The 21,171-nt window shown below is 58.6% G+C and carries 21 protein-coding genes and 1 tRNA gene; 16 read left to right on the forward strand and 6 right to left on the reverse strand.

Features of this window, described 5'->3' with window-relative positions:
- The first annotated feature begins 2 nt into the window (after positions 1–2).
- A complete protein-coding gene (locus tag B0D71_RS11510; protein ID WP_103394872.1) occupies positions 3–548 on the forward strand; it encodes a 1,2-dihydroxy-3-keto-5-methylthiopentene dioxygenase in 546 nt (181 codons plus the stop codon).
- A 4-nt stretch (positions 549–552) separates the two neighbouring features.
- The gene (gene mtnC, locus B0D71_RS11515; protein ID WP_103394873.1) at positions 553–1,236 is read left to right on the forward strand and encodes an acireductone synthase; all 684 of its coding nucleotides are present in this window, start codon (positions 553–555) and stop codon (positions 1,234–1,236) included.
- A 58-nt stretch (positions 1,237–1,294) separates the two neighbouring features.
- Here the strand turns inward: mtnC and B0D71_RS11520 are convergent, their stop codons facing one another.
- Positions 1,295–1,573, reverse strand: a complete 279-nt coding sequence (locus B0D71_RS11520; RefSeq protein ID WP_103394874.1) for a DUF3509 domain-containing protein — start codon at positions 1,571–1,573, stop codon at positions 1,295–1,297.
- A 367-nt stretch (positions 1,574–1,940) separates the two neighbouring features.
- Between B0D71_RS11520 and B0D71_RS11525 the strand changes: the two genes are divergently transcribed.
- The 10 genes from B0D71_RS11525 (at position 1,941) to B0D71_RS11570 (ending at position 11,108) form a co-directional block, all read left to right on the forward strand.
- Positions 1,941–3,779 (forward strand): long-chain-acyl-CoA synthetase, encoded by a 1,839-nt coding sequence (locus B0D71_RS11525; RefSeq protein ID WP_103394875.1) that lies wholly within the window; start codon positions 1,941–1,943, stop codon positions 3,777–3,779.
- 97 nt (positions 3,780–3,876) lie between these two features.
- Positions 3,877–4,395, forward strand: coding sequence for an ankyrin repeat domain-containing protein (locus B0D71_RS11530; protein ID WP_103394876.1), 519 nt, complete (start codon positions 3,877–3,879; stop codon positions 4,393–4,395).
- Between the two features lie 225 nt (positions 4,396–4,620).
- On the forward strand, positions 4,621–5,151 hold the full coding sequence (locus tag B0D71_RS11535) for a hypothetical protein (protein ID WP_103394877.1): 531 nt from the start codon (positions 4,621–4,623) through the stop codon (positions 5,149–5,151).
- 82 nt (positions 5,152–5,233) lie between these two features.
- Complete coding sequence (locus tag B0D71_RS11540; protein ID WP_103394878.1) at positions 5,234–5,425, forward strand: PLDc N-terminal domain-containing protein; 192 nt, start codon at positions 5,234–5,236, stop codon at positions 5,423–5,425.
- Between the two features lie 253 nt (positions 5,426–5,678).
- Positions 5,679–6,554: a polyamine aminopropyltransferase gene (gene speE / locus B0D71_RS11545; RefSeq protein ID WP_103394879.1), complete on the forward strand. Its 876-nt coding sequence runs from the start codon at positions 5,679–5,681 to the stop codon at positions 6,552–6,554.
- Between the two features lie 216 nt (positions 6,555–6,770).
- On the forward strand, positions 6,771–7,004 hold the full coding sequence (locus tag B0D71_RS11550) for a hypothetical protein (RefSeq protein WP_103394880.1): 234 nt from the start codon (positions 6,771–6,773) through the stop codon (positions 7,002–7,004).
- A 210-nt stretch (positions 7,005–7,214) separates the two neighbouring features.
- Positions 7,215–7,559: a ribonuclease E inhibitor RraB gene (locus tag B0D71_RS11555; protein ID WP_007971898.1), complete on the forward strand. Its 345-nt coding sequence runs from the start codon at positions 7,215–7,217 to the stop codon at positions 7,557–7,559.
- A gap of 358 nt (positions 7,560–7,917) precedes the next feature.
- On the forward strand, positions 7,918–9,327 hold the full coding sequence (locus tag B0D71_RS11560) for a circularly permuted type 2 ATP-grasp protein (RefSeq protein WP_096509732.1): 1,410 nt from the start codon (positions 7,918–7,920) through the stop codon (positions 9,325–9,327).
- 12 nt (positions 9,328–9,339) lie between these two features.
- Positions 9,340–10,290 carry an alpha-E domain-containing protein gene (locus tag B0D71_RS11565; RefSeq protein WP_007971901.1) on the forward strand — a complete coding sequence of 317 codons (951 nt, stop codon included), beginning with the start codon at positions 9,340–9,342 and terminating at the stop codon, positions 10,288–10,290.
- Positions 10,287–11,108 carry a transglutaminase family protein gene (locus B0D71_RS11570; RefSeq protein ID WP_103394881.1) on the forward strand — a complete coding sequence of 274 codons (822 nt, stop codon included), beginning with the start codon at positions 10,287–10,289 and terminating at the stop codon, positions 11,106–11,108. The genes B0D71_RS11565 and B0D71_RS11570 overlap by 4 nt, the downstream gene beginning before the upstream one ends.
- 108 nt (positions 11,109–11,216) lie before the next feature.
- Here the strand turns inward: B0D71_RS11570 and B0D71_RS11575 are convergent, their stop codons facing one another.
- A complete protein-coding gene (locus B0D71_RS11575; RefSeq protein ID WP_103394882.1) occupies positions 11,217–12,050 on the reverse strand; it encodes a c-type cytochrome in 834 nt (277 codons plus the stop codon).
- Between the two features lie 603 nt (positions 12,051–12,653).
- On the opposite strand from B0D71_RS11575, the gene B0D71_RS11580 reads away from it, so the two are divergent.
- The 3 genes from B0D71_RS11580 to B0D71_RS11590 all read left to right on the forward strand — a co-directional run bounded on the left by B0D71_RS11580 (position 12,654) and on the right by B0D71_RS11590 (position 16,846).
- Complete coding sequence (locus tag B0D71_RS11580; RefSeq protein ID WP_103394883.1) at positions 12,654–13,859, forward strand: acetyl-CoA C-acetyltransferase; 1,206 nt, start codon at positions 12,654–12,656, stop codon at positions 13,857–13,859.
- A 24-nt stretch (positions 13,860–13,883) separates the two neighbouring features.
- The gene (locus B0D71_RS11585) at positions 13,884–16,028 is read left to right on the forward strand and encodes a 3-hydroxyacyl-CoA dehydrogenase NAD-binding domain-containing protein (RefSeq protein ID WP_103394884.1); all 2,145 of its coding nucleotides are present in this window, start codon (positions 13,884–13,886) and stop codon (positions 16,026–16,028) included.
- A gap of 95 nt (positions 16,029–16,123) precedes the next feature.
- Complete coding sequence (locus B0D71_RS11590; protein ID WP_103394885.1) at positions 16,124–16,846, forward strand: amidotransferase; 723 nt, start codon at positions 16,124–16,126, stop codon at positions 16,844–16,846.
- Positions 16,847–17,002: 156 nt separating this feature from the next.
- Here the strand turns inward: B0D71_RS11590 and B0D71_RS11595 are convergent, their stop codons facing one another.
- From B0D71_RS11595 to B0D71_RS11605, 3 genes are all read right to left on the reverse strand, one after another.
- Entirely contained in the window at positions 17,003–17,974 is a 972-nt protein-coding gene (locus tag B0D71_RS11595) for a magnesium and cobalt transport protein CorA (RefSeq protein WP_103394886.1), read from the reverse strand.
- Positions 17,975–18,135: 161 nt separating this feature from the next.
- Positions 18,136–18,858: a lysophospholipid acyltransferase family protein gene (locus B0D71_RS11600; protein ID WP_103394887.1), complete on the reverse strand. Its 723-nt coding sequence runs from the start codon at positions 18,856–18,858 to the stop codon at positions 18,136–18,138.
- A 214-nt stretch (positions 18,859–19,072) separates the two neighbouring features.
- A complete protein-coding gene (locus B0D71_RS11605; RefSeq protein WP_103394888.1) occupies positions 19,073–19,762 on the reverse strand; it encodes a crotonase/enoyl-CoA hydratase family protein in 690 nt (229 codons plus the stop codon).
- Positions 19,763–20,070: 308 nt separating this feature from the next.
- On the opposite strand from B0D71_RS11605, the gene B0D71_RS11610 reads away from it, so the two are divergent.
- A tRNA-Ser gene (locus B0D71_RS11610) sits at positions 20,071–20,160 on the forward strand.
- 262 nt (positions 20,161–20,422) lie between these two features.
- On the opposite strand, the gene B0D71_RS11615 is transcribed toward B0D71_RS11610, so the two are convergent.
- The gene (locus B0D71_RS11615; RefSeq protein ID WP_103394889.1) at positions 20,423–21,004 is read right to left on the reverse strand and encodes a hypothetical protein; all 582 of its coding nucleotides are present in this window, start codon (positions 21,002–21,004) and stop codon (positions 20,423–20,425) included.
- Positions 21,005–21,171: the final 167 nt, after the last annotated feature.

Consider the following 21,171-nt stretch of genomic DNA (forward strand, 5'->3'; position numbering starts at 1 on the left):
TGATGAGCAGCCTGTCCGTTTATCACGTCTCCAGCCCTGAGATTCCCAACAAGGTGCTGACCCATTTCGAAGACATCGCCTCGACCCTGGCCGAGCAGGGCGTGCGTTTCGACCGCTGGCAAGCGGCGGCGAAGATCCAGCCGGGCGCCAGTCAGGAAGAAGTGATTGCCGCCTACCAGGAGCAAATCGACAAGCTGATGACCGAGCGCGGTTACATCACCGTCGACGTCATCAGCCTCAACAGCGATCACCCGCAAAAAGCCGAACTGCGCGCCAAGTTCCTCAACGAACACCGCCATGGCGAAGACGAAGTACGATTTTTCGTCGCCGGCCGTGGCTTGTTTACCCTGCACATCGATGATTACGTCTACGCGGTGCTCTGCGAGAAGAACGATCTGATCTCGGTGCCGGCCGGTACCAAACATTGGTTCGACATGGGCGAGCACCCGCATTTTGTCGCGATCCGTCTGTTCAATAACCCGGAAGGCTGGGTGGCCAATTTCACCGGCGAAGACATCGCCAGCCAATTCCCGTGCCTTGAGGACTGAGTCGATGCCGATCAAAGCGATTCTCACCGACATCGAAGGCACCACCAGCGCGGTGAGTTTTGTGTTCGATGTGCTGTTTCCTTACGCGGCCAGGCATCTGCCGGACTTCGTTCGTGAGCATGCCGGGCGCGCAGACGTGATCGCACAGCTGGACGCCGTGCGCCGGGACAGCAACGAGCCGGACGCCGACGTCGAGCGCGTTGTCGAGATCCTGCTGGGCTGGATCGCCGAAGACCGCAAGGCCACGCCGTTGAAAGCGTTGCAGGGTATGGTCTGGGAGCAGGGCTATCAGGCCGGCCAGTTGAAGGGGCATGTGTACCCGGACGCCGTTGAAGCGCTCAAGCGCTGGCACCAGAGCGGCTATCAACTGTTCGTTTACTCCTCGGGCTCGATCCAGGCGCAGAAGTTAATCTTCGGTTGCTCGGAAGCAGGGGATTTGACGCCGCTGTTCAGCGGTTACTTCGACACGACGTCGGGGCCCAAACGGGAAGCGCAGTCCTACGCCAATATCACCCAGGCGATCAACATCGAGGCGGGGCAGATTCTGTTTCTGTCTGACATTGTCGAGGAGCTGGATGCCGCGCGTGCGGCGGGGATGGCCACGTGCGGTCTGGCTCGTGAAGGCGGCGAACTGGCGGGGCATGTCACCGTGGACAGCTTTGCACGGATAGAACCCTCAGCTTTCTAAGCACCGGATAACCTGTGGGAGCGAGCAGGTTCGCTCCCACAGTGTTTTCAGCCTGGGTTTACAGCGAGTGATAGGTCGGCAGCGCAAACCGTTGCTGGCTTTGCAGCAGGGAGATCTGCGGCAATTCACTTGCTTGCTCGGCGAGGTCGCGGCGAATGGCACTGATGACCCACGTCAGTTGGTCGCCATTGTGCAATTGCTGGTAGGAGATCGAGCGTTTGAATTCTCTGCCGTCGTCGCTGCGCAAGGTCAGCAGAATCCCGCCATCAGGACGGCCCTGGGTAGTGACTGCGAAGTTGGAGAACAAGGACGAAAATTTTTCCTGGATGAGGCTCATGTCGTTCAGCTCCGTCATGACTTGAATGGCAAGCGTGGGGAGACTGGTGCAGCCTTTGTGCCAGTATTTTTAATTGTATAATTTTAAGCAAAATCAACAAGTTACGATTTTTGGTGATTTTTGCTTTCGTGCAATCTGCATGAATGGCCATCGTGCATCCTGCATTTTGCAGGTACGTCGGCGACTCGATGGAACCAATGGGTGTGCACGGGATCACCTTCGCGCAACGCTGTCGTAGATCTTGATCGCCGATCAAGATCGCAGATACAAAACATTTCAAAAACCGCGTGTACAGCTCAAGAACCGTTGACGTATTTTCGGGCTCAGTCATCGCCGCCCGACAATAAAAAGATCGAACGGGAGCATCATGAGCCGCACGTCGCACGACACGATTACCTGGGGCATGATGCTCCGCAAGCTGCCTTCCATCGCCAAGGCCATCCCACGGGTGGTGAAGGGCATGAAGGTCGCCAACGTCAAGGACCCGACCCAACCGTGTGGTTTGGGTTGGAGTTTCGAGCAAGCCGCGTTGCGCAACCCGGATGGCCCGGCGCTGTTGCAAGGCGACGTGGTGCTCAGTTATTCCGAGGTCAACCAATGGGCCAACCGCATCGCCCATCACCTGACCGGCCAGGGTATCGGCAAGGGTGATGTGGTAGCGGTCTTCATCGAGAACCGCCCCGAACTGCTGGTGACGATTCTGGCGGTGGCCAAGGTCGGCGCGATCAGTGCGCTGCTCAATACCTCGCAGACCCGCGACACCCTGGTGCACAGCGTGAATCTGGTGGCGCCGGTGGCGATCATAGTCGGTGAGGAGCTGGTCCCGGCGTACCTGGCGGTGCGTGATCGGGTGGCGATCACGACTGCGCGCACCTGGTTCGTCGCCGATCAGGATACTTCGCGCCAACCGGGGATTGCGCCTGAAGGTTTCATCAACCTGATGACTGTCAGCCTTGACGACGCCACTGACAACCCGGCTAGCAGCCAGCAGATTTTCTTCGATGATCCCTGCTTCTATATCTACACCTCGGGCACCACGGGGCTGCCCAAGGCGGGTGTGTTCAAGCATGGCCGCTGGATGCGCAGCTCTGCGAGTTTCGGCATGATCGCCCTGGACATGCGCCCGGACGATGTCGTCTATTGCACCTTGCCGCTGTTCCACGCCACAGGTCTTTGCGTGTGCTGGGGGGCGGCCGTCAGTGGTGCCAGCGGGTTTGCCATTCGCCGAAAATTCAGTGCCAGTCAGTTCTGGAACGACGCGCGCAAATACCGGGCGACCACCATCGGTTATGTCGGCGAACTGTGCCGCTACCTGGTCGATCAACCGCCGAGCGCCGACGACAGCCGGCACGACGTGAACAAGATGATCGGCAACGGTCTGCGTCCCGGCGCCTGGAACGAGTTCAAGACCCGCTTTGCGGTGAATCACATCTGTGAACTGTACGCCGCCAGCGACGGCAATATCGGGTTCACCAACATTCTGAATTTCGACAACACCATCGGATTTTCCCTGATGTCCTGGGAGCTGGTCGCGTACGACCACGACAGCGGCGCACCGATTCGTGAAGCCAACGGCCTGATGCGCAAGGTCGCCAAGGGCCAGCAGGGGTTGTTGCTGGCAAAGATCGACGACAAGGCACCGCTGGACGGCTACACCGATCCGCAGAAAACCGCCAAGGTCGTACTCCACGATGTCTTCGAGAAAGGTGACCGCTACTTCAACACCGGTGACCTGCTACGCAACATTGGTTTCGGTCATGCGCAGTTTGTCGACCGCCTGGGCGATACCTACCGCTGGAAGGGCGAAAACGTCTCGACCACTGAGGTCGAAAACATCCTCTTGCAACACCCGCATATTTCCGAGGCCGTGGCCTATGGCGTGGAAATCCGCAATACCAATGGTCGTGCCGGCATGGCGGCGATCACGCCCGCCGAATCCCTGGCTACCCTGGATTTCAGTGAGCTGCTGACCTTTGCCCGTGAGCAAATGCCGGCCTATGCGGTGCCGTTGTTCTTGCGGGTGAAAGTGAAAATGGAAACCACCGGGACGTTCAAGTATCAGAAGACCCGACTCAAGGACGAAGCTTTCGACCCGGGTAAAACCGGAGACGACCCGATCTATGCCTGGCTGCCGGGGACCCAGACTTACGTGCAGGTCACGGAGCAATTGTTGTCCGACATTCATGACGGCAAGTACCGCTATTGAATCTGGCTATGGCGGCCCATGAGAAAAAACAAGTGACAGTGCCGGGACCGCTCGGGAAACTGTCGGCTTTTACGAATGACAGAAAAGGGAGTGCCCAATGTCAGACAATAGCCGCCAGATGACCCCCGAAGAAGCCGCCGAATTTGCCGAACAGGTATTCAACAAGGCACGGGAGGGCGATGCGGCAATGATGGCCGCGCTGCTGACCAAGGGTTTGCCGCCTAACCTGCGTAACCACAAGGGCGATACCTTGCTGATGCTGGCCGCGTACCACGGTCATGTGGACACGGTAAAAGTCCTGCTCGAGCACAAGGCCGACCCGGAGATCCGCAACGACAACGGCCAGAGCCCGATTGCCGGTGCCGCCTTCAAGGGCGACCTGGCAGTGATCAAGGCCTTGGTCGACGGGGGCGCGCAGGTTGAAGGCTCGTCCTTCGATGGCCGCACGGCGCTGATGATGGCAGCGATGTTCAACCGCGTCGAAGTGGTCGATTACCTGATCAGCAAGGGCGCCGACCCGAAAGCCAAGGACGCCAATGGCATCACCGCGCTGGACGCGGCCAAAACCATGGGCGCTTCCGATACCGTTGCTCAGCTTGAGAAACTGCTGGGCTGATACCTGCGAAATTGTGGCTGATGATTCCTTTGTGGCGAGGGGGCTTGTCCCCGTTCGGTCGCGAAGCGGCCCCAATGGCGGAATTCAGATAAACCGCGTCTGCCGGGTGTACGACTGCTGCGCAGCCGAACGGGGGCAAGCCCCCTCGCCACAGGTCCGCATTTCACTCAGTAATGCGCTATCCTTCGCGGCCTCAAAATTCTCCTCGCTACAGGATCCTCCTCCATGAAAGCCGCACTCGTCGAACTCATCAGCAAAATCAGCTCCGGGTGCATGGGCGAAGACGAAATCCTCAAGGTCGCGGACGAAGCGGCCCAGGCATACGCCGACCCGCAGGCCTTTCTGGCCGCCAACCCGGACATCAACTACGACGACACCTTCCCGATTCCGCTGGGTGAGTGGGTCGTGGTCGGCAGCCTGCCCGAGACCGTGCTGTTCCAGGCCGACACCTACATGGACCTGTTCGCGCAAATCGTCGCCTCGTTCGGCCCGGGGGTGGAGTTCAATCTCAAGCCCAAGCAGCTGGCCAAGACCGAAGCCCTGACCGCGCTCAACCGCATCCAGGTGCAGATGAGCAGCATGAACAAGGAAAACGGTGGCTATACGCTGGTGAACTTCAGCCAGTTGCTCGATGACGAGTTGCAGGTGGTCCTGGTCTACGGCAATGACGTGCCACGCGTGCTGGAATTGTGCGCAGAAGTCGGCATCGCCGCCGCGCCATCCCTGGAAGCCCTGAAAGTGGCGATCCACGTCTGATAGTCAAATACTGTCAATAAAAGGGAACCCTCGCGACGACCGTCTATCCTAAGAGGGCAAATCACTCTTAGGGAGCGTCACCATGGGTTCCACGTTCAACAGCCTGGTTGCCTTGATCATTTTTGCCTTGGACATCTGGGCCATCATCAATGTATTCAAAAGTAGCGTCGGGACCGGGGCGAAAGTTCTCTGGGTGCTGTTGATCGCGCTGTTGCCGGTGCTGGGGCTGATCATCTGGGCCATTGCCGGGCCGCGGGGCAATGTCAAACTCTGAACAAGCGACACTAAACCTGTGGGAGCGAGCCTGCTCGCGAAGAACGATGACGCGCAGTCACTGAACACCGCATCGCCTGCTTCGCGAGCAGGCTCGCTCCCACAGTGTTCTGCGGTTACTTAGATGAGGAAGGTTCGACCTGTCATGTTCCGCGACGTAGAATGCGCGCCTTTCCCGGTCAATCGAGACATTCGAATGGCCATCATGGGCGGGTAACCGTCCGTTGCCACCCGCATTCATCGGAGCACTTCCCATGAGCAACATCCCGACCAGCGACTACCTGGAAACCCTCTACGAAGGCTACGGCCAGCGTTTTCGCATGGAAAAACTGCTGCACGAAGTGCGCACCGAACACCAACACCTGGTGATCTTCGAAAACCCGCGCATGGGCCGGGTGATGGCGCTGGACGGCGTAATCCAGACCACCGAAGCCGACGAATTCATCTATCACGAAATGCTCACCCACGTGCCGATCCTCGCCCACGGCACCGCCAAGCGCGTGTTGATCATCGGCGGCGGCGACGGTGGCATGTTGCGAGAAGTGGCCAAGCACAGCAGTGTCGAACACATCACCATGGTCGAGATCGACGGCACCGTGGTCGACATGTGCAAGGAGTTCCTGCCGAACCACTCCAAGGGTGCATTCGATGATCCACGTCTGAACCTGGTGATCGACGACGGCATGCGTTTCGTCGCCACCACCACGGAAAAATTCGACGTGATCATTTCCGACTCCACCGACCCGATCGGGCCGGGCGAAGTGCTGTTCTCGGAAAACTTCTACCAGGCCTGCCACCGCTGCCTGAACGAAGGCGGCATCCTGGTGACCCAGAACGGCACGCCGTTCATGCAGATCGAAGAAGTGAAGACTACCGCCGGTCGCCTGCGCAGCCTGTTCCCGGACTGGCACTTCTATCAGGCCGCTGTACCGACCTACATCGGCGGCTCGATGACCTTCGCCTGGGGCGCGACCAATACCGCTTATCGCAAGTTGTCCCGCGAAACCCTGCAACAACGCTTCACGGGCAGCGGCATCATCACCCGCTACTACAATCCAGAAATCCACATCGGCGCGTTCGCCTTGCCACAATACGTGTTGCAGGCAGTGAACAAGCCAAGCAACGACTGATGGGTTGAAACACAGACCTGTAGGAGCGAGCCTGCTCGCGATGGACGTGAACGATGACGCGGGATGTCTGATTTAACGCGGCGTTCTCAAGTTTTTCGCGAGCAGGCTCGCTCCTACAGAGATCTGCGATGGGTGCAGATCCACCGGAACAATTAGCCAGCTAACAAGGTCGAGATAGAGGTAAGCCCATCCATGGGTTTTATCGAGGAGGCACCAATGCAAAAGTGGAGAATCACTTTCGTGGATGATCATGGCGAAACCATCAACGAAGTCTTTGAGTGCGACGAGTGCCCAGATAAAGAGCAGGCTGCCAAGCTCATCAAGGCCCGGCTTCTTCCTGTCGCCGCTGAACTGGATCTGAACGATCTGGAAGGGCGGACCGCTGATGCGAGCGTCAAAGAGCTCAAGTCCCAGAACAGCATTCAAATCCTCGGCATTACTCCAATCTGAACGACAGCTGTCGCATTCACATCCAGACCTTGGCAGAGGCTCTATCTTAGGGCTACTCTGCAGGCGAGATCAGCGAATGAATCGCTAAGGTCTGGTCTTGTCAGCTCCATGCTTGTTTCCCGCCGGCACATCGGTTGCCGTCGCTCGCGCTGTTCGGTTGCGGGTGAGGGAGTACGGAAAGTCTATCCATCGTTTTGAGGAGGACGTTTCATGAGCACAGCCTATCAAGAAGACATCAGCAGCAGCGTTCTGCGCCGCATGAAAGAAGGCGGTTTTGACTTTTCACGGTTTCATCCCATCGAGTTCTACGCCATTTTCCCGGACGAGGAGCGGGCGCGCAGGGCGGCAGGTCATTTCCACCGTGGTGAATCCCTGGATGCACAAGTCAGTGTGCGTGACGACGGTGCCTGGGCACTGGAATTATGCAAAGTCATGTATGCCACCTACGACGACATCGGCGATTTCGAACAGGGTTTCGAAGCTGTCGTTGAGCCGCTGGGCGGCATCATCGAAGGCTGGGGTGTGAAACAGGAGGTACGAGGGCGACTCGCATAACATTATGATCAGTGACAAACAGCGTTGACGGCTGACCCTCGGGTTGGCCGTTTTCATTTTCGCCGCCAGGAAAATGAACACCACTCCTGTAGGAGCTGGCTTGCCAGCGATGGCGTCCCGAAGAGCAACGCATGACTTAATGACCCCTTGGCCGGCAAGCCGGCGCCTACGGACTATGCTGCTGATAGGCGACTATCACGCCTTGCAATGAAGCGGGGGCAATCAGGTTGGGGCATTTACCGCACAGGATTGGTGCGGCGCGTGCGCATTGATTATCCAACCGATTGAAATTTAAGCGTTTATGCCGATGGCACGGGCCTTGCGAAGGTCTGGACGTCCGAGTGACAAGGAGTACGGCATGATCCGCACCTATTTTGATGAAATGTACGATGCCGGCGGCCAGGTCCGCCCGCACTATCGGGAGTTTGCCCGTTGGCTGGCCGAGACGCCTGACGAGCTTCTGGCACAACGGCGACGCGAGGCCGATTTGCTGTTTCATCGCGCCGGGATAACGTTCACGCTTTACGGGGACGAGCAGGGCACTGAGCGCCTGATTCCCTTCGACACCATTCCCCGCAGCATTCCCGCCAGTGAATGGCGGGTTGTCGAGCGCGGCTGCATCCAGCGGGTCAAGGCGTTGAACATGTTCCTTGCTGACCTCTACCACGAGCAGCGCATCATCAAGGCCGGCATCATTCCGGCCGAGCAGGTGCTGGCCAACGAGCAGTATCAGTTGGCGATGCAGGGTCTGGATTTGCACCGCGATATCTATTCGCACATCTCCGGCGTCGACCTGGTGCGCGATGGCGATGGCACTTATTACGTGCTCGAAGACAATCTGCGTACACCCAGCGGCGTCAGCTACATGCTCGAAGACCGCAAGATGATGATGCGCCTGTTCCCCGAATTGTTCGCGGCGCAACGCATCGCCCCAATTGACCATTACCCGAACCTGCTGCTCGACACCCTGAAAAGCTCCAGCCCGATCGATAACCCGAGCGTGGTGGTGCTGACACCCGGCCGCTTCAACAGTGCGTTCTTCGAACATGCGTTTCTGGCGCGGGAAATGGGCGTGGAACTGGTGGAAGGCGCGGACCTGTTCGTGCGTGACGACAAGGTCTACATGCGCACCACTGACGGGCCGAAAGCGGTCGACGTGATTTATCGTCGCCTCGACGATGCGTTCCTCGATCCGCTGGCGTTCAACCCGGAATCGATGCTCGGCGTGCCGGGGCTGCTGTCGTCCTACCGTTCCGGCAACGTGGTGCTGGCCAATGCCATCGGCACGGGGGTGGCGGACGACAAGTCGGTGTATCCGTTCGTTACCGACATGATCCGTTTCTACCTTGATGAAGAGCCGATCCTGAAGAACGTGCCGACCTGGCAGTGCCGTAATCCGTCTGAACTTTCCCACGTACTGGCCAATCTTCCAGAACTGGTGGTCAAGGAAACCCAGGGCTCCGGCGGGTACGGAATGCTGGTGGGGCCGGCGGCGACGGCGGCGGAGATCGAAGCCTTTCGCGCACGCATCATCGCCAAGCCCCATGCGTATATCGCGCAACCGACGCTGTCGCTGTCGACCTGTCCGACCTTTGTCGAAAACGGCATTGCGCCACGCCACATCGACTTGCGGCCGTTTGTCCTGTCGGGTCGTGAAACCCGGGTCGTGCCCGGCGGCTTGACCCGTGTCGCCCTGCGCGAAGGCTCCCTGGTGGTCAACTCCTCCCAGGGTGGCGGAACCAAGGACACCTGGGTGGTCGAGGATTAAAGGAAGCCTGCCATGTTAAGTAGAACTGCCTCGGATTTGTATTGGATGTCACGTTACCTGGAGCGCGCGGAAAACCTCGCTCGGATGCTCGACATCAGTTATTCGCTGTCGCTGATGCCGCAAGACGGTCGTGGCGACGGTTTGCATGAACTGGCCATGCCGCTGTTGATCACCGGCACCCTTGACGATTACCTGGAGCGCCATGGCGAATTGCATGCCGAACGGTTGCTGCATTTCTTCGCTCTGGATGCGGCCAACCCGGCGAGCATCTACAGCTGCCTCGGTGCAGCAAGGGCCAGTGCCCATGCGGTGCGTGGGCGCATCACCGCCGACATGTGGGAAAACATCAACGCCACCTGGCTGGAAATTCGCGGCATTGCCGAGCAGGGGTTGAGTCGCTACGGCATGAGCCGTTTCTGCGAGTGGATCAAGGAGCGCTCCCACCTGTTCCGGGGCGCGTCCTACGGCACCATCATGCGTAACGATGCGTTTCGCTTCATTCGTCTGGGGACCTTTATCGAACGGGCGGACAACACGTTGCGCCTGCTCGATGCTCGCTACGAAATGGCCGGCGATCAGGCCGAAGCGGTCAGCGATGGCACCGCTCATGCGTATTACCAATGGAGCGCGTTGTTGCGGGCGTTGTCGTCGTTCGAGGCCTACACGGAAATCTACCGAGACGCTCCCGGCGCCCGGCATGTCGCCGAATTGCTGTTGCTGCGCGCCGACGTACCGCGCTCCCTGCGCGCCTGCACCGAAGAGATCGACCAGATCCTCGCGCAATTGCCCGGGGCCAACGGTCGTCCCGCACAACGCCTGGCGGCAGAAATGGACGCGCGCCTGCGTTACACCGGCATCCATGAAATTCTCGAAGAAGGCCTGCACGCCTGGCTGACCGAATTCATTCCGCTGGTGCGCCAGTTGGGTAACGCGATTCACAGTTCTTACCTGGAGGCGGCATGAGACTTTCCATTAGCCACGAGACCACCTATCACTACGAAGACAAGGTGCGGGCGAGCATCCAGTACTTGCGACTGACACCTCACGACAGCGAGCGCCAGCACGTGCTCAGTTGGCAGCTCGATCTGCCGCGCCCGGTGCGGGCGCAACTCGATCCGTTCGGCAACATTCTGCACGTGCTGACCATGGACGAGCCGCACGAAGCAATCATCATCGGCGCCCGTGGCCAGGTGGATATCGACGAATTGCGCGAGGCCGAACACGAGAGCCAGTCGGCACTGCCGTTTCTGCGCTTCACCCGTTTGACCGAGGCCGACGCGGCCCTGCGGGCGTTCGCCGAGAAGGCATGCAAGCAGCGTCGCGACCGCACGGCGCTGATCGATCTGATGCATGGTCTCAACCAGCATATGACCTACACGCCGGGCTCCACGGAAGTGGACACCAGTGCGGCCCAGGCCTTTGCCGGGCGTTCCGGCGTGTGTCAGGACCACACCCATGCGTTTCTCGCCTGCACCCGCAGCCTGGGGGTTCCGGCGCGTTACGTGTCGGGTTACCTGTACAGCGAAAACAGCGAACACCTGGCCAGCCACGCTTGGGCCGAAGCCTGGCTGGATGATGCCTGGTACAGCTTTGACGTGACCAACGAACTGGCCCGGCCGGAACGTCACCTGAAACTGGCGGTGGGCCTGGATTACCTGGATGCTTGCCCGGTGCGCGGGATGCGTCGGGGCGGCGGGTGTGAGCAGATGCATGCCAAGGTATCGGTTTCGCCGACACCGGCACCGGCACCGGCACCAGTGATTTCCGTGCAGCAACAGTAACCGCGATCTTAATTTAGACACCAGCCACTGTAGGAGCCCGGCTTGCCGGCGATGGCGCTCTCAAGGACGCTATCGTCGGCAAGTCGGGCTCCTACGGTGCGCGGTTCATCAGGGTTTGCTCGCGGAAGTAACTTTGCGCCCAGCCATATGCTTCAAATATCCCACCAACATCCTCAGATCCCCCTCCGGCAACACCTCGGTCGAAAACCCGGGCATCTTCGCCTGCGGCCACTGGCGCAAACTCTGTGGATCGCGGATATAGCGCTTGAGGAAGTCCGCGCCGAAATACTCGGTCGGGTTGTACGGAATATTCAGGTCCGGCCCGAACTGCGCGTCCCCGGCACCATTGAGTCGATGGCACGCCAGGCAGTTCTTCTGGAACAACGCAAAACCCTTGTTCACCGGATCATCCGCCTTCAAGGCCGGATCGGGCAGCAGGGCAGGAAAGCGCTCGGCCACGGGCGCCAGGCGCTTGATGCTCGCCACCTGGAACGGCCATTGTTCGGGGCTGATGTTGCCGGCCTGCGGGTTGGTCCAGACCAGATAGAACGGCCCGGCCCCCGGCTTGTCTTCGGATAGCGGTGGCCAGGGGGTGGCCGGGTCTTCAATCGCCAGCCACGCCCGCGCGCCCTGGGTATTGAGCAGCGGCGCAGCGGTCATTTCGGCGGCAAAGCCATCCAGGGCCACGGCTTGCAGGTGGTCGTCAGGCTTGATACCGGTCAGCAGTGCGGACAGAGGCACGGCGCGGTAGTTCATGTCCCGTTTGTAGGAAACATCGTTGCTGATGCTGATGGTTTGAACCTGAGGGTGCTTGAGCAATTCCTCGGTCTGCCAGGTGCGACTGTTCGCGCCCAGCTCCAGGTTCAGCTGTGCGGCATAAAGGGGCGAGCCGAACAACAGGGCCCCGAGCAGAATAAGCATTTTCAAGTGATTGCCGTCCATGTCGTGGAAGTGCCGTCAAGGTTGGCACAGCCACGCTGGCCCGGGTAGCGGGCCAGTCACATTTTGATAGTGGCAATTCAAAACCTGTGACGCCGTATCTTTTAGACGCGACTAGCCGATTACCTTGGTCAGGTTCGGCAGTATCAACAACAGTGTGGTGGCAAAAAGGATGAGCCCGGCTTGACGTACTTTCGATTGTTTGAACATGGCTTGACCGCCTTTATTGTTATTTCCTGATGCCTGCCTGCATATCTCCATGTCGGCAGCGCGTTGCACTTCCTGTAGTGACGAGCGCCTCGGCAAAACCCGACGACAACTTCGTACAAGTTCACATTAGAGCCCGCGCTGCGCTTGGTTTAGATCCATTTCGTATGGTGTCGTTACGAATTGCTTTAAAAAAGGCATGAGGCCTATTGCCAGCTTCTTTGGCGCCCGTTGGCTAGACAGCTTGGTGTCCTGAAACGGTTAAACCGGTAGCTGACTACCGTCCGTCTGAGCGTGTGCGTCAACGTCTGTGAGCGCTGCGGTCATTGAATCAAACGCGGCTCGGGCCAAGAGTGGGCACTCGGAATTTATCCACCTGCACTGCGGTTCGAGGATGTCATGACCCAAGCATTGATTTTCGACGCGTTACGCACGCCCCGTGGCAAAGGCAAGGCCGATGGTGCCTTGCACAGTGTCAAACCGGTGAACCTGGTTGCCGGTTTGCTTACCGCACTGCAACAGCGCACGGCGCTGGACACCAGCCAGGTCGATGACGTGGTGCTCGGTTGCGTGACGCCGATTGGCGATCAGGGCTCTGACATCGCCAAGACCGCCGCTCAGGTGGCCGACTGGGATGTCAGTGTGGCGGGCGTGCAGATCAACCGTTTCTGTGCTTCGGGGCTGGAGGCGGTCAACCTCGGGGCGATGAAAGTGCGCTCCGGTTTTGAAGACCTGGTGGTGGTCGGTGGCGTCGAGTCGATGTCCCGGGTGCCGATGGGCAGCGACGGCGGTGCCTGGGCGCTGGATCCGGCGACCAATCTGCACAGTCACTTCACGCCACAGGGTGTGGGCGCCGACCTGATCGCCACCCTTGAAGGCTTCAGCCGTCAGGACGTCGATGCCTACGCCCTGCATTCCCAGCAAAAGGCTGCGCGGGCACGGGCGGATGGCTCGTTCAACAAGTCGCTGGTGCCTGTGCAGGACCAGAACGGCATCGTCCTGCTCGATCACGATGAGTTCATCCGCGCCGAATCGACCCTGGAAGGCCTGGGCAAGCTCAAGCCGAGTTTCGAGATGATGGGGCAGATGGGCTTCGATGCCACCGCACTGCGGGTGTACAGCCATGTGGAGCGGATCAATCATGTGCACACCCCAGGCAACAGCTCCGGGATTGTCGATGGCGCGGCGCTGATGCTCATCGGCTCCGAAGCAAAGGGCCGGGCGCTGGGCTTGCAGCCACGGGCGCGGATTGTCGCTACGGCGGTCACCAGCACCGATCCGACCATCATGCTCACCGGCCCTGCGCCGGCGACCCGCAAGGCGTTGGCCAAGGCCGGGCTGCGGGTCGAAGACATCGATCTGTTCGAGGTCAACGAGGCGTTTGCTTGCGTGGTGCTGAAATTCATCAAGGACATGGCCGTCGATCCGGACAAGGTCAATGTCAATGGCGGTTCCATCGCCATGGGGCATCCGCTGGGCGCCACAGGCTGCGCCATTCTCGGCACGCTGCTCGATGAACTGGAAGCCCGACACCTGCGCTACGGCCTCGCGACCCTGTGTGTCGGCGGCGGCATGGGCATTGCCACCATCATCGAACGCCTCTGAGCCCGGACTTCAAGGAACCTAGATATGAGCGAAGCCATTCGTTACGAAAAAGGCCAGGACCAGATCGTTGTCCTGACCATCGACATGCCGGGCCAGAGCGCCAACACCATGAACGCGGTGTACCGCGAGGCCATGGCTGACTGTGTTGCGCGCCTGGTGGCCGATAAAGACAGCATCGCTGGGGTGATCATCACCTCGGCCAAGAAAACCTTCTTTGCCGGCGGCGACCTCAACGAACTGATCAAGGTCGGCAAGCCTGAAGCCAAAGCCTTCTACGACATGGTGCTGACCCTCAAGGGGCAGTTGCGCACCCTGGAAACCCTCGGCAAACCGGTGGTCGCGGCGATCAACGGCGCGGCACTCGGCGGCGGCTGGGAAATCTGCCTGGCCTGCCATCATCGCGTGGCGCTGGACAATCCATCGGTGCAACTCGGCCTGCCGGAAGTCACCCTTGGCCTGTTGCCGGGCGGCGGTGGCGTGGTGCGCATGGTGCGCATGCTCGGGATCGAGAAAGCCCTGCCGTATCTGCTCGAAGGCAAGAAAGTTCGCCCGCAACAGGCATTGCAGGCGGGGTTGATCGACGAACTGGCAGCGGACTCCGAAGAGTTGGTGGCCAAGGCGAAGGCGTGGATTCTCGCCAACCCGGTAGCGGTTCAACGCTGGGATGTGAAGGGCTACCAGATTCCGGGCGGTACACCGTCAAGCCCGAAAGTCGCACAGATGCTGGCGATTGCGCCGTCGATCCTGCGCAGCAAAACCCAGGGCACGATGCCCGCGCCGGAGAAAATCCTCTGTGCAGCGGTCGAGGGCGCCCAGGTGGATTTCGACACGGCGCACCTGATAGAAACCCGCTACTTCACCGAACTGACCACCGGCCAGGTCTCGAAAAACCTGATTGGCACGTTCTGGTTCCAGCTCAACGAAATCAATGCCGGTGGCTCGCGGCCTAAAGGGGTTGCGCCTTATGTCACCCGCAAGGTCGGCGTGCTCGGCGCCGGGATGATGGGCGCTGGTATTGCGTTTGTCAGCGCATCGGCCGGCATCGAGGTGGTGCTCAAGGACATCAACCTTGCCGCGGCGCAGAAGGGCAAGGCGCATTCGGCGGCGCTGCTGGACAAGAAAGTCGCTCGTGGACAAATGAGCATCGAGCAACGCGACACCGTGCTGTCACGCATTCAACCTAGCGAAAGCGATGCCGATCTCGGCGGTTGCGACCTGATCATTGAGGCCGTGTTCGAGGATCGTGAGTTGAAGGCCAAGGTCTCGCTGGCCGCACAGAAAGTCGTCGGCGCGGACGCGGTGATCGCCTCCAACACCTCGACCTTGCCGATCAGCGGCCTGGCGTGCGCCGTGCCCGATCAGGGCAAGTTCATCGGTCTGCATTTCTTCAGCCCCGTGGAAAAAATGCCGCTGGTGGAAATCATCAAGGGCGCCAATACCAGCGAAGAAACCCTGGCCCGCGGGTTCGATTTCGTCCTGCAAATCAAGAAAACTCCGATTGTGGTCAACGACAGCCGTGGATTCTTCACCTCAAGGGTGTTCGGCACCTTTACCAATGAAGGCATCGCCATGCTGGGCGAAGGCGTGAGCGCGGCGATGATCGAGACCGAAGCGCGCAAGGCCGGCATGCCTGTAGGTCCGCTGGCGATCTCTGACGAAGTTTCCCTCAGCCTGATGAGCCATATCCGCCTGCAAACCGCCAAGGACCTGCAAGCAGAAGGCAAACCGCTGATAGAACATCCGGCATTCGCCGTGATTGATTTGCTGCTCAATGAATACAAGCGTCCGGGCAAGGCTGCCGGTGGCGGTTTCTACGCGTATCCGGCGGGCGGCCAGAAACACCTGTGGCCTGAATTGAAGACCCGTTTCGAGAAAGTCGATGGGCAGATTTCGCCGAAGGATGTACGTGATCGCTTGCTGTTCGTGCAGGCCATCGAAACCGTGCGCTGTGTGGAGGAGGGCGTGTTGACCTCGACGGCGGATGCCAACATTGGCTCGATCTTCGGCATCGGTTTCGCCGCCTGGACCGGCGGTGCGCTGCAATTCATCAACCAGTACGGCGTGCGGGATTTTGTTGCCCGCGCCGAGTATCTGGCCAGGCAGTATGGCGAGCGGTTCGCGCCGCCCGCATTGCTGCTGGAGAAGGCAGCCAAAGGGGAGGCGTTCTAAGGGAACGATGACGCATTTCGGGGCTTGCCTTGTCACAGTGTTTCAAGGCAGGCTCTGGGGTGTGCATTATTCCCATCACGTGTCAGGTATTTTTTATGTCGTTACGCATCTGCATTCTGGAAACCGACCACCTGCGTCCGGAATTGGTTGACCAATATCAGGGCTACGGGCAGATGTTCAAACACCTGTTTTCGCAGCAGCCGATTGCCGCCGAGTTCACGGTCTATAACGTGGTGCAGGGTGAGTACCCAAGCGACGACCTGACGTTCGACGCTTACCTGGTGACGGGCAGCAAGGCCGACTCCTTCGGCACCGACCCGTGGATCGAAACCCTCAAGAAATATCTGCTGACCCGCTACGAGCGCGGCGACAAGCTGCTGGGCGTCTGCTTCGGTCATCAGTTGCTGGCACTGCTGCTCGGTGGCAAGAGCGAGCGTGCAACCCAAGGCTGGGGTGTCGGCACCCACAACTACAAGCTGGCCGCCAAGGCTCCGTGGATGAACCCGGTGCGCGAGGAACTGACGTTGCTGATCAGTCACCAGGACCAGGTCACGTCGCTGCCGGAGAACGCCACGGTCATCGCATCCAGTGATTTCTGTCCGTTTGCCGCCTACCACATCAACGATCAGGTGCTGTGCTTCCAGGGGCATCCGGAGTTCATTCACGACTACTCTCGCGCCCTGCTGGAGATTCGTCAGGATGCACTGGGCCAGCAGATTTACTCCAAAGGCATTGCGAGCCTGGAGCAGGAGCACCACGGCACCACGGTTGCCGAGTGGATGATGCGGTTTGTCGCGCACAAGCCATCAGCTGTTTAAAGTTAAAAACATCGCGAGCAGGCTTGCTCTCACAGTGGATCTTTGGTGTTGCACAGATCAATGTGGGAGCGAGCCTGCTCGCGAAGGTCGTGAACGATAGCGCGTTGAACCAGGTACACAGCGGCGCCCTTGGGTGTTTCGCGAGCGAGCTCGCTCCTACAACCACCCCGACTTCTTGAAACTTGCCCACAACCCCACGCATCCCACCGTAATAAATCCCAGCACCCCGAAATACCCGTAGTGCCAAGTCAACTCCGGCATGTTCTGGAAGTTCATCCCGTAAATTCCCGCCACTGCCGTCGGGAAGGCCAGAATCGCCGCCCAGGCTGCAAACTTGCGTTGCACCACACTCTGGCGTGAGGCCTCCAACAGCACCCCGACCTCAATCGTCTGGCTGGCAATATCCGCCAAGGTCGTCAGGTCTTCCATCTGCCGCGTTACATGGATCTGCACATCGCGAAAGTACGGACGCATGTTTTTGTCGATAAACGGGAAACTCAGCTTTTGCAGTTCCTCACCGATTTCCACCATCGGTGCCGCAAACCGGCGCAAGCGCAATACATCGCGGCGCAGACTGTGCAGCTTTTGAATATCGCGCTCATTCAGCGCACTGCACATCACGTTGCGTTCCAGTTCATCGATCTCGGCGTGGATCGCTTCGCCCATCGGCTGGTAGTTTTCAATCACGAAATCGAGGATGGCATAGAGTACGAAATCTTCCCCATGCTCAAGCAACAGCGGACGCGCCTCACAACGCTGGCGGACGTAGGCATAGGACGCCGAATGACCATTGCGTGCGGTAATGATGTAGCCGTTACCGGCAAAAATATGGGTCTCGATGAACTTGAGTTTGCCGTCTTCCTTGATTGGCGAATACGTCACGATGAACAGCGCATCACCGAAAGATTCCAGCTTCGGCCGGCTGTGCTTTTCCAGGGCATCCTCAATAGCCAGTTCGTGCAGGTTGAACTGGCGTTGCAGGTTGTAGAGTTCCTCGGCGTTCGGCTCCTCGAGGCCTATCCAGACAAAGTGCCCGGGCTTTGCCGCCCAGGCTGCGCCTTCGTCGAGGGTGATATTGGTGACTTTCTTACCGGCGCTATAAACCGCAGCAGCAACAACTCTACCCATGATGGTGGTTCACTTCTTTTGGCAGCTTTTAATTGGCAACAGATGCAATGGCAGTGTTGATCAGCTTAGCCTCGCAAGTGTTTGAGAGTCAGTTAAATCTGCCGAGTTCGCCGGTAAAGTCTCGCAGGCAAAAGAAAACCCGCATCGGGCGGGTTTCCAGTTCAGGCGGCTTGCAGTTGCCGGTCCATCGAGTCGATGCATTCACGCATCTGCTCGCGGCACTGGGCAATCAGCATGGGCATGTCGTCCAGAGTCAATCCGGCGGTAGGAATCGCCGGCAACGAACGAATCAGAATTTTCCCGCTGCGCCAGCGGTTCAATCGCATGTGTTTGACGTAACTGCTGACACACACCGGCACGATCGGCACCCCGGCGGCAATGGCCATCTGGAAGGCGCCTTTCTTGAACGGCAGCAAGTCTTCACCCAGGTTGCGCGTGCCTTCCGGGAAGACCCAGATCGAGGTGTCCTTGTTTTGCAGGGTGTGAGTGGTGGTCAACATCGATTCGCGAGCCTTGCGCGCATTGCCGCGGTCGATCAGCACATTGCCGGCCAGCCAGAATAACTGCCCGAACAGCGGCACCCACTTCAGGCTTTTTTTGCCGATGCACACGGTACGACGGGGCACCACGTTGCCAAACACAAACAGGTCGTAGTTGGACTGGTGATTGGCGATGATCACGCAGCTGTCAGGTTTATCCATCAAGGGACCGACTTCGGCCTTCACCCGTAAACGCAAAATACACATGGCCGGCCATGCGTACAGGCGTGCGCACAGACGGCTGTTGTCCGGGTTGAATGGCCGGCACAGGCCGAGAATCACCCCCAGCACACCCGCGACGATAAAGTGCAGACCCATCAATGACATACGGAACAAAAACAGCATTTACAGGCCCCACCGGGACAAAAGGTGGCGCAGTGTACGGATGTGCACTGTTTTCGGCAATTGCCGCCAGGGAAGTGGGAGATAGCCGATGTTTGTGCTGATGTTTCCGACTAATCGGTCAGATGCTGTTTAGAGCGGTTACAGATGTTTAACACAGAGGTGTATGAAAAAGCCCGACACGACGGTCGGACTTTTCGTTGCAGCAGATCCGGGCTTAGCCCAGATGTTCCTGGTCCTGGATGATCGCGTTGTCCAGGGCCTCCAGCAGCGCTTTGCGCACTTTCAATTTGGTGTTCTTGTGTGCGGTCATGTTGATCTTCTTCAACTGACGAGCTGCCGCCAGCGCTGCGCCTTGCAGTTCCTCGGCCGACACCACGACATCAAGGAAACCGGCAGCTACGGCGCCTTGTGGATTGAACATCTCGCCGTTGACCACCGAACGCTGCAGCGCCACTTTGTTCAGGCGATCACGTGCGATCTCGATGCCCGCGTGGTGCATGGTCATGCCGATCTGCACTTCGTTAAGGCCAATGCTGAACGCGCCGTCTACGCCGATGCGATAGTCGGCCGACAACAGCAGGAACGCACCCTTGGCCACCGCATGTCCCGGACACGCCACAATCACCGGGAAGGGGTGCGACAGCAGACGACGTGCCAAGGTCGAGCCGGAAGTCACCAGCGCCACCGCTTCTTTAGGGCCAGATGTCATCACCTTCAGGTCATAACCGCCGGAGAGAATGCCCGGCTGGCCAGTAATGATCACCACTGCACGATCGGCTACGGCCTGATCCAGCGCAGTGTTGAACGCGGCAATCACGTCCGGGGAGATGGCATTGACCTTGCCATTGCTCAAGGTCAGGGTCGCGATACCGTCTTCGAGATGGTAGGAGATCAACTCACTCATGACGCTATTCCTTTCAATAAAGTTGGGCAGACGTTACCCACCGCCGTAGGCCAGGTAAAGCGCCGTGACTGACCCGCCAGTCACCCTTTGCCCGCCCGCCAGGCGTAACCCGCCACGCCTGCCGCGCATTGCTCTCTATATAGAAGAGGGCACGAAGCCGGAGATTGGCCGGTTTGCCATGGCCCGGAACGACCGCAAACGCTGAATCGCGTTAACCGCATGAAAATTCTGAAAAAAATGTTTGCCATCGGAAAAGCTTTCGACTACATTAGCGCGCCTCGACAGACAGAACATGTTTGAAGAGATACGGTGAAGTGTCCGAGTGGCTTAAGGAGCACGCCTGGAAAGTGTGTATACAGGAAACTGTATCGAGAGTTCGAATCTCTCCTTCACCGCCACATTCTGAAAAGCCCCGCAGCTCAACGAGTTGCGGGGCTTTTTATTTTCCGACTGTACCGCTCAGCGCATCCCGCCTTTCGTCACTCCCATCTAATCCCTTCGCCGCCCCGTTTTCTTCGTTTCGATCGCAAATACTTGCGATCACTCCGGTTAGTCCTTTCGCGCCTGTAGACATCACGCACTTGGGTCTACTTGATCTTGTGAGACGGTGAATCATGTCACTCAAAAAAGTGCCTCCAGGCCACGTCCCGTGTGTCTTCATTACGTTAGCTCAAGGCGCTCTAACGCATAGTCCTTACCTGCCAGGGTAAGTTCAAAAGTGGTGGCGCCGAACGTACCTCGTGTCACTTTCTGCTTCACAAGACCTTTAACCTGGAGTTGCTTCAGGCCGTCTTCAACTTCCAGCTTGCTGAGTGAGACAAGTTTGCAAATTGAGTCTAGATTTGCAATTTTTCTGAAGTTTGCGTGATAGGCCAAGGCCTCCATCAGCAGCGTTTGGTTATCTGTCAACTGCGGAAACTGAGGGTTGTTGTTTTTGTAAATTTTTCGCTCTATCTCATGTAACTCGGTGTTAGTTCCGTCAGTGGTGCGGTAGAAGTAAATCGCTACAAACAGAGTGCAGGTTAAAATCGCGATCATCATCAGCAGCGACCAGTTCGGCATGGGGGTTTCTGACAGAAGCCAGCTCCACGCACGTAGCAGCCAGTCCTTGGTATCTGTCAGTAACGTCAGGTCGAAGTAAGTGTCGAGCACTTTTGTGGCAGCCCAAGTAACAAGGAGGCCTCCAGCCAGGCAGGCCATGGCTTTGAAAATGAATGGAGAACGCTTGCTTTCTACTGCCATGCTGCTCGTCTCCAGTGCAGGAAACACATCTTATTAGCATAGCAGTGGAAAAGTTGAGCTCTGGCATTGGTGCGGGTAGGGCAAGCAAGGGGCGTTTCCGGGGAAGCGGTGACCAAGCCGATCCGGCTGTTAGACTGCTCTATCTCCTCGAATGGAATCGACCTCAT

Origin of the sequence: Pseudomonas laurylsulfativorans (assembly GCF_002906155.1) — a bacterium.
Taxonomy (GTDB): domain Bacteria; phylum Pseudomonadota; class Gammaproteobacteria; order Pseudomonadales; family Pseudomonadaceae; genus Aquipseudomonas; species Aquipseudomonas laurylsulfativorans.

Bases quoted from the DNA above. Each gene is read 5' to 3' on its own strand.
- B0D71_RS11510 (WP_103394872.1), top strand. From the start codon at position 3: ATGAGCAGCCTGTCCGTTTATCACGTCTCCAGCCCTGAGATTCCCAAC.
- mtnC (WP_103394873.1), top strand. From the start codon at position 553: ATGCCGATCAAAGCGATTCTCACCGACATCGAAGGCACCACCAGCGCG.
- B0D71_RS11520 (WP_103394874.1), bottom strand. From the start codon at position 1,573: ATGAGCCTCATCCAGGAAAAATTTTCGTCCTTGTTCTCCAACTTCGCA.
- B0D71_RS11525 (WP_103394875.1), top strand. From the start codon at position 1,941: ATGAGCCGCACGTCGCACGACACGATTACCTGGGGCATGATGCTCCGC.
- B0D71_RS11530 (WP_103394876.1), top strand. From the start codon at position 3,877: ATGTCAGACAATAGCCGCCAGATGACCCCCGAAGAAGCCGCCGAATTT.
- B0D71_RS11535 (WP_103394877.1), top strand. From the start codon at position 4,621: ATGAAAGCCGCACTCGTCGAACTCATCAGCAAAATCAGCTCCGGGTGC.
- B0D71_RS11540 (WP_103394878.1), top strand. From the start codon at position 5,234: ATGGGTTCCACGTTCAACAGCCTGGTTGCCTTGATCATTTTTGCCTTG.
- speE (WP_103394879.1), top strand. From the start codon at position 5,679: ATGAGCAACATCCCGACCAGCGACTACCTGGAAACCCTCTACGAAGGC.
- B0D71_RS11550 (WP_103394880.1), top strand. From the start codon at position 6,771: ATGCAAAAGTGGAGAATCACTTTCGTGGATGATCATGGCGAAACCATC.
- B0D71_RS11555 (WP_007971898.1), top strand. From the start codon at position 7,215: ATGAGCACAGCCTATCAAGAAGACATCAGCAGCAGCGTTCTGCGCCGC.
- B0D71_RS11560 (WP_096509732.1), top strand. From the start codon at position 7,918: ATGATCCGCACCTATTTTGATGAAATGTACGATGCCGGCGGCCAGGTC.
- B0D71_RS11565 (WP_007971901.1), top strand. From the start codon at position 9,340: ATGTTAAGTAGAACTGCCTCGGATTTGTATTGGATGTCACGTTACCTG.
- B0D71_RS11570 (WP_103394881.1), top strand. From the start codon at position 10,287: ATGAGACTTTCCATTAGCCACGAGACCACCTATCACTACGAAGACAAG.
- B0D71_RS11575 (WP_103394882.1), bottom strand. From the start codon at position 12,050: ATGGACGGCAATCACTTGAAAATGCTTATTCTGCTCGGGGCCCTGTTG.
- B0D71_RS11580 (WP_103394883.1), top strand. From the start codon at position 12,654: ATGACCCAAGCATTGATTTTCGACGCGTTACGCACGCCCCGTGGCAAA.
- B0D71_RS11585 (WP_103394884.1), top strand. From the start codon at position 13,884: ATGAGCGAAGCCATTCGTTACGAAAAAGGCCAGGACCAGATCGTTGTC.
- B0D71_RS11590 (WP_103394885.1), top strand. From the start codon at position 16,124: ATGTCGTTACGCATCTGCATTCTGGAAACCGACCACCTGCGTCCGGAA.
- B0D71_RS11595 (WP_103394886.1), bottom strand. From the start codon at position 17,974: ATGGGTAGAGTTGTTGCTGCTGCGGTTTATAGCGCCGGTAAGAAAGTC.
- B0D71_RS11600 (WP_103394887.1), bottom strand. From the start codon at position 18,858: ATGCTGTTTTTGTTCCGTATGTCATTGATGGGTCTGCACTTTATCGTC.
- B0D71_RS11605 (WP_103394888.1), bottom strand. From the start codon at position 19,762: ATGAGTGAGTTGATCTCCTACCATCTCGAAGACGGTATCGCGACCCTG.
- B0D71_RS11615 (WP_103394889.1), bottom strand. From the start codon at position 21,004: ATGGCAGTAGAAAGCAAGCGTTCTCCATTCATTTTCAAAGCCATGGCC.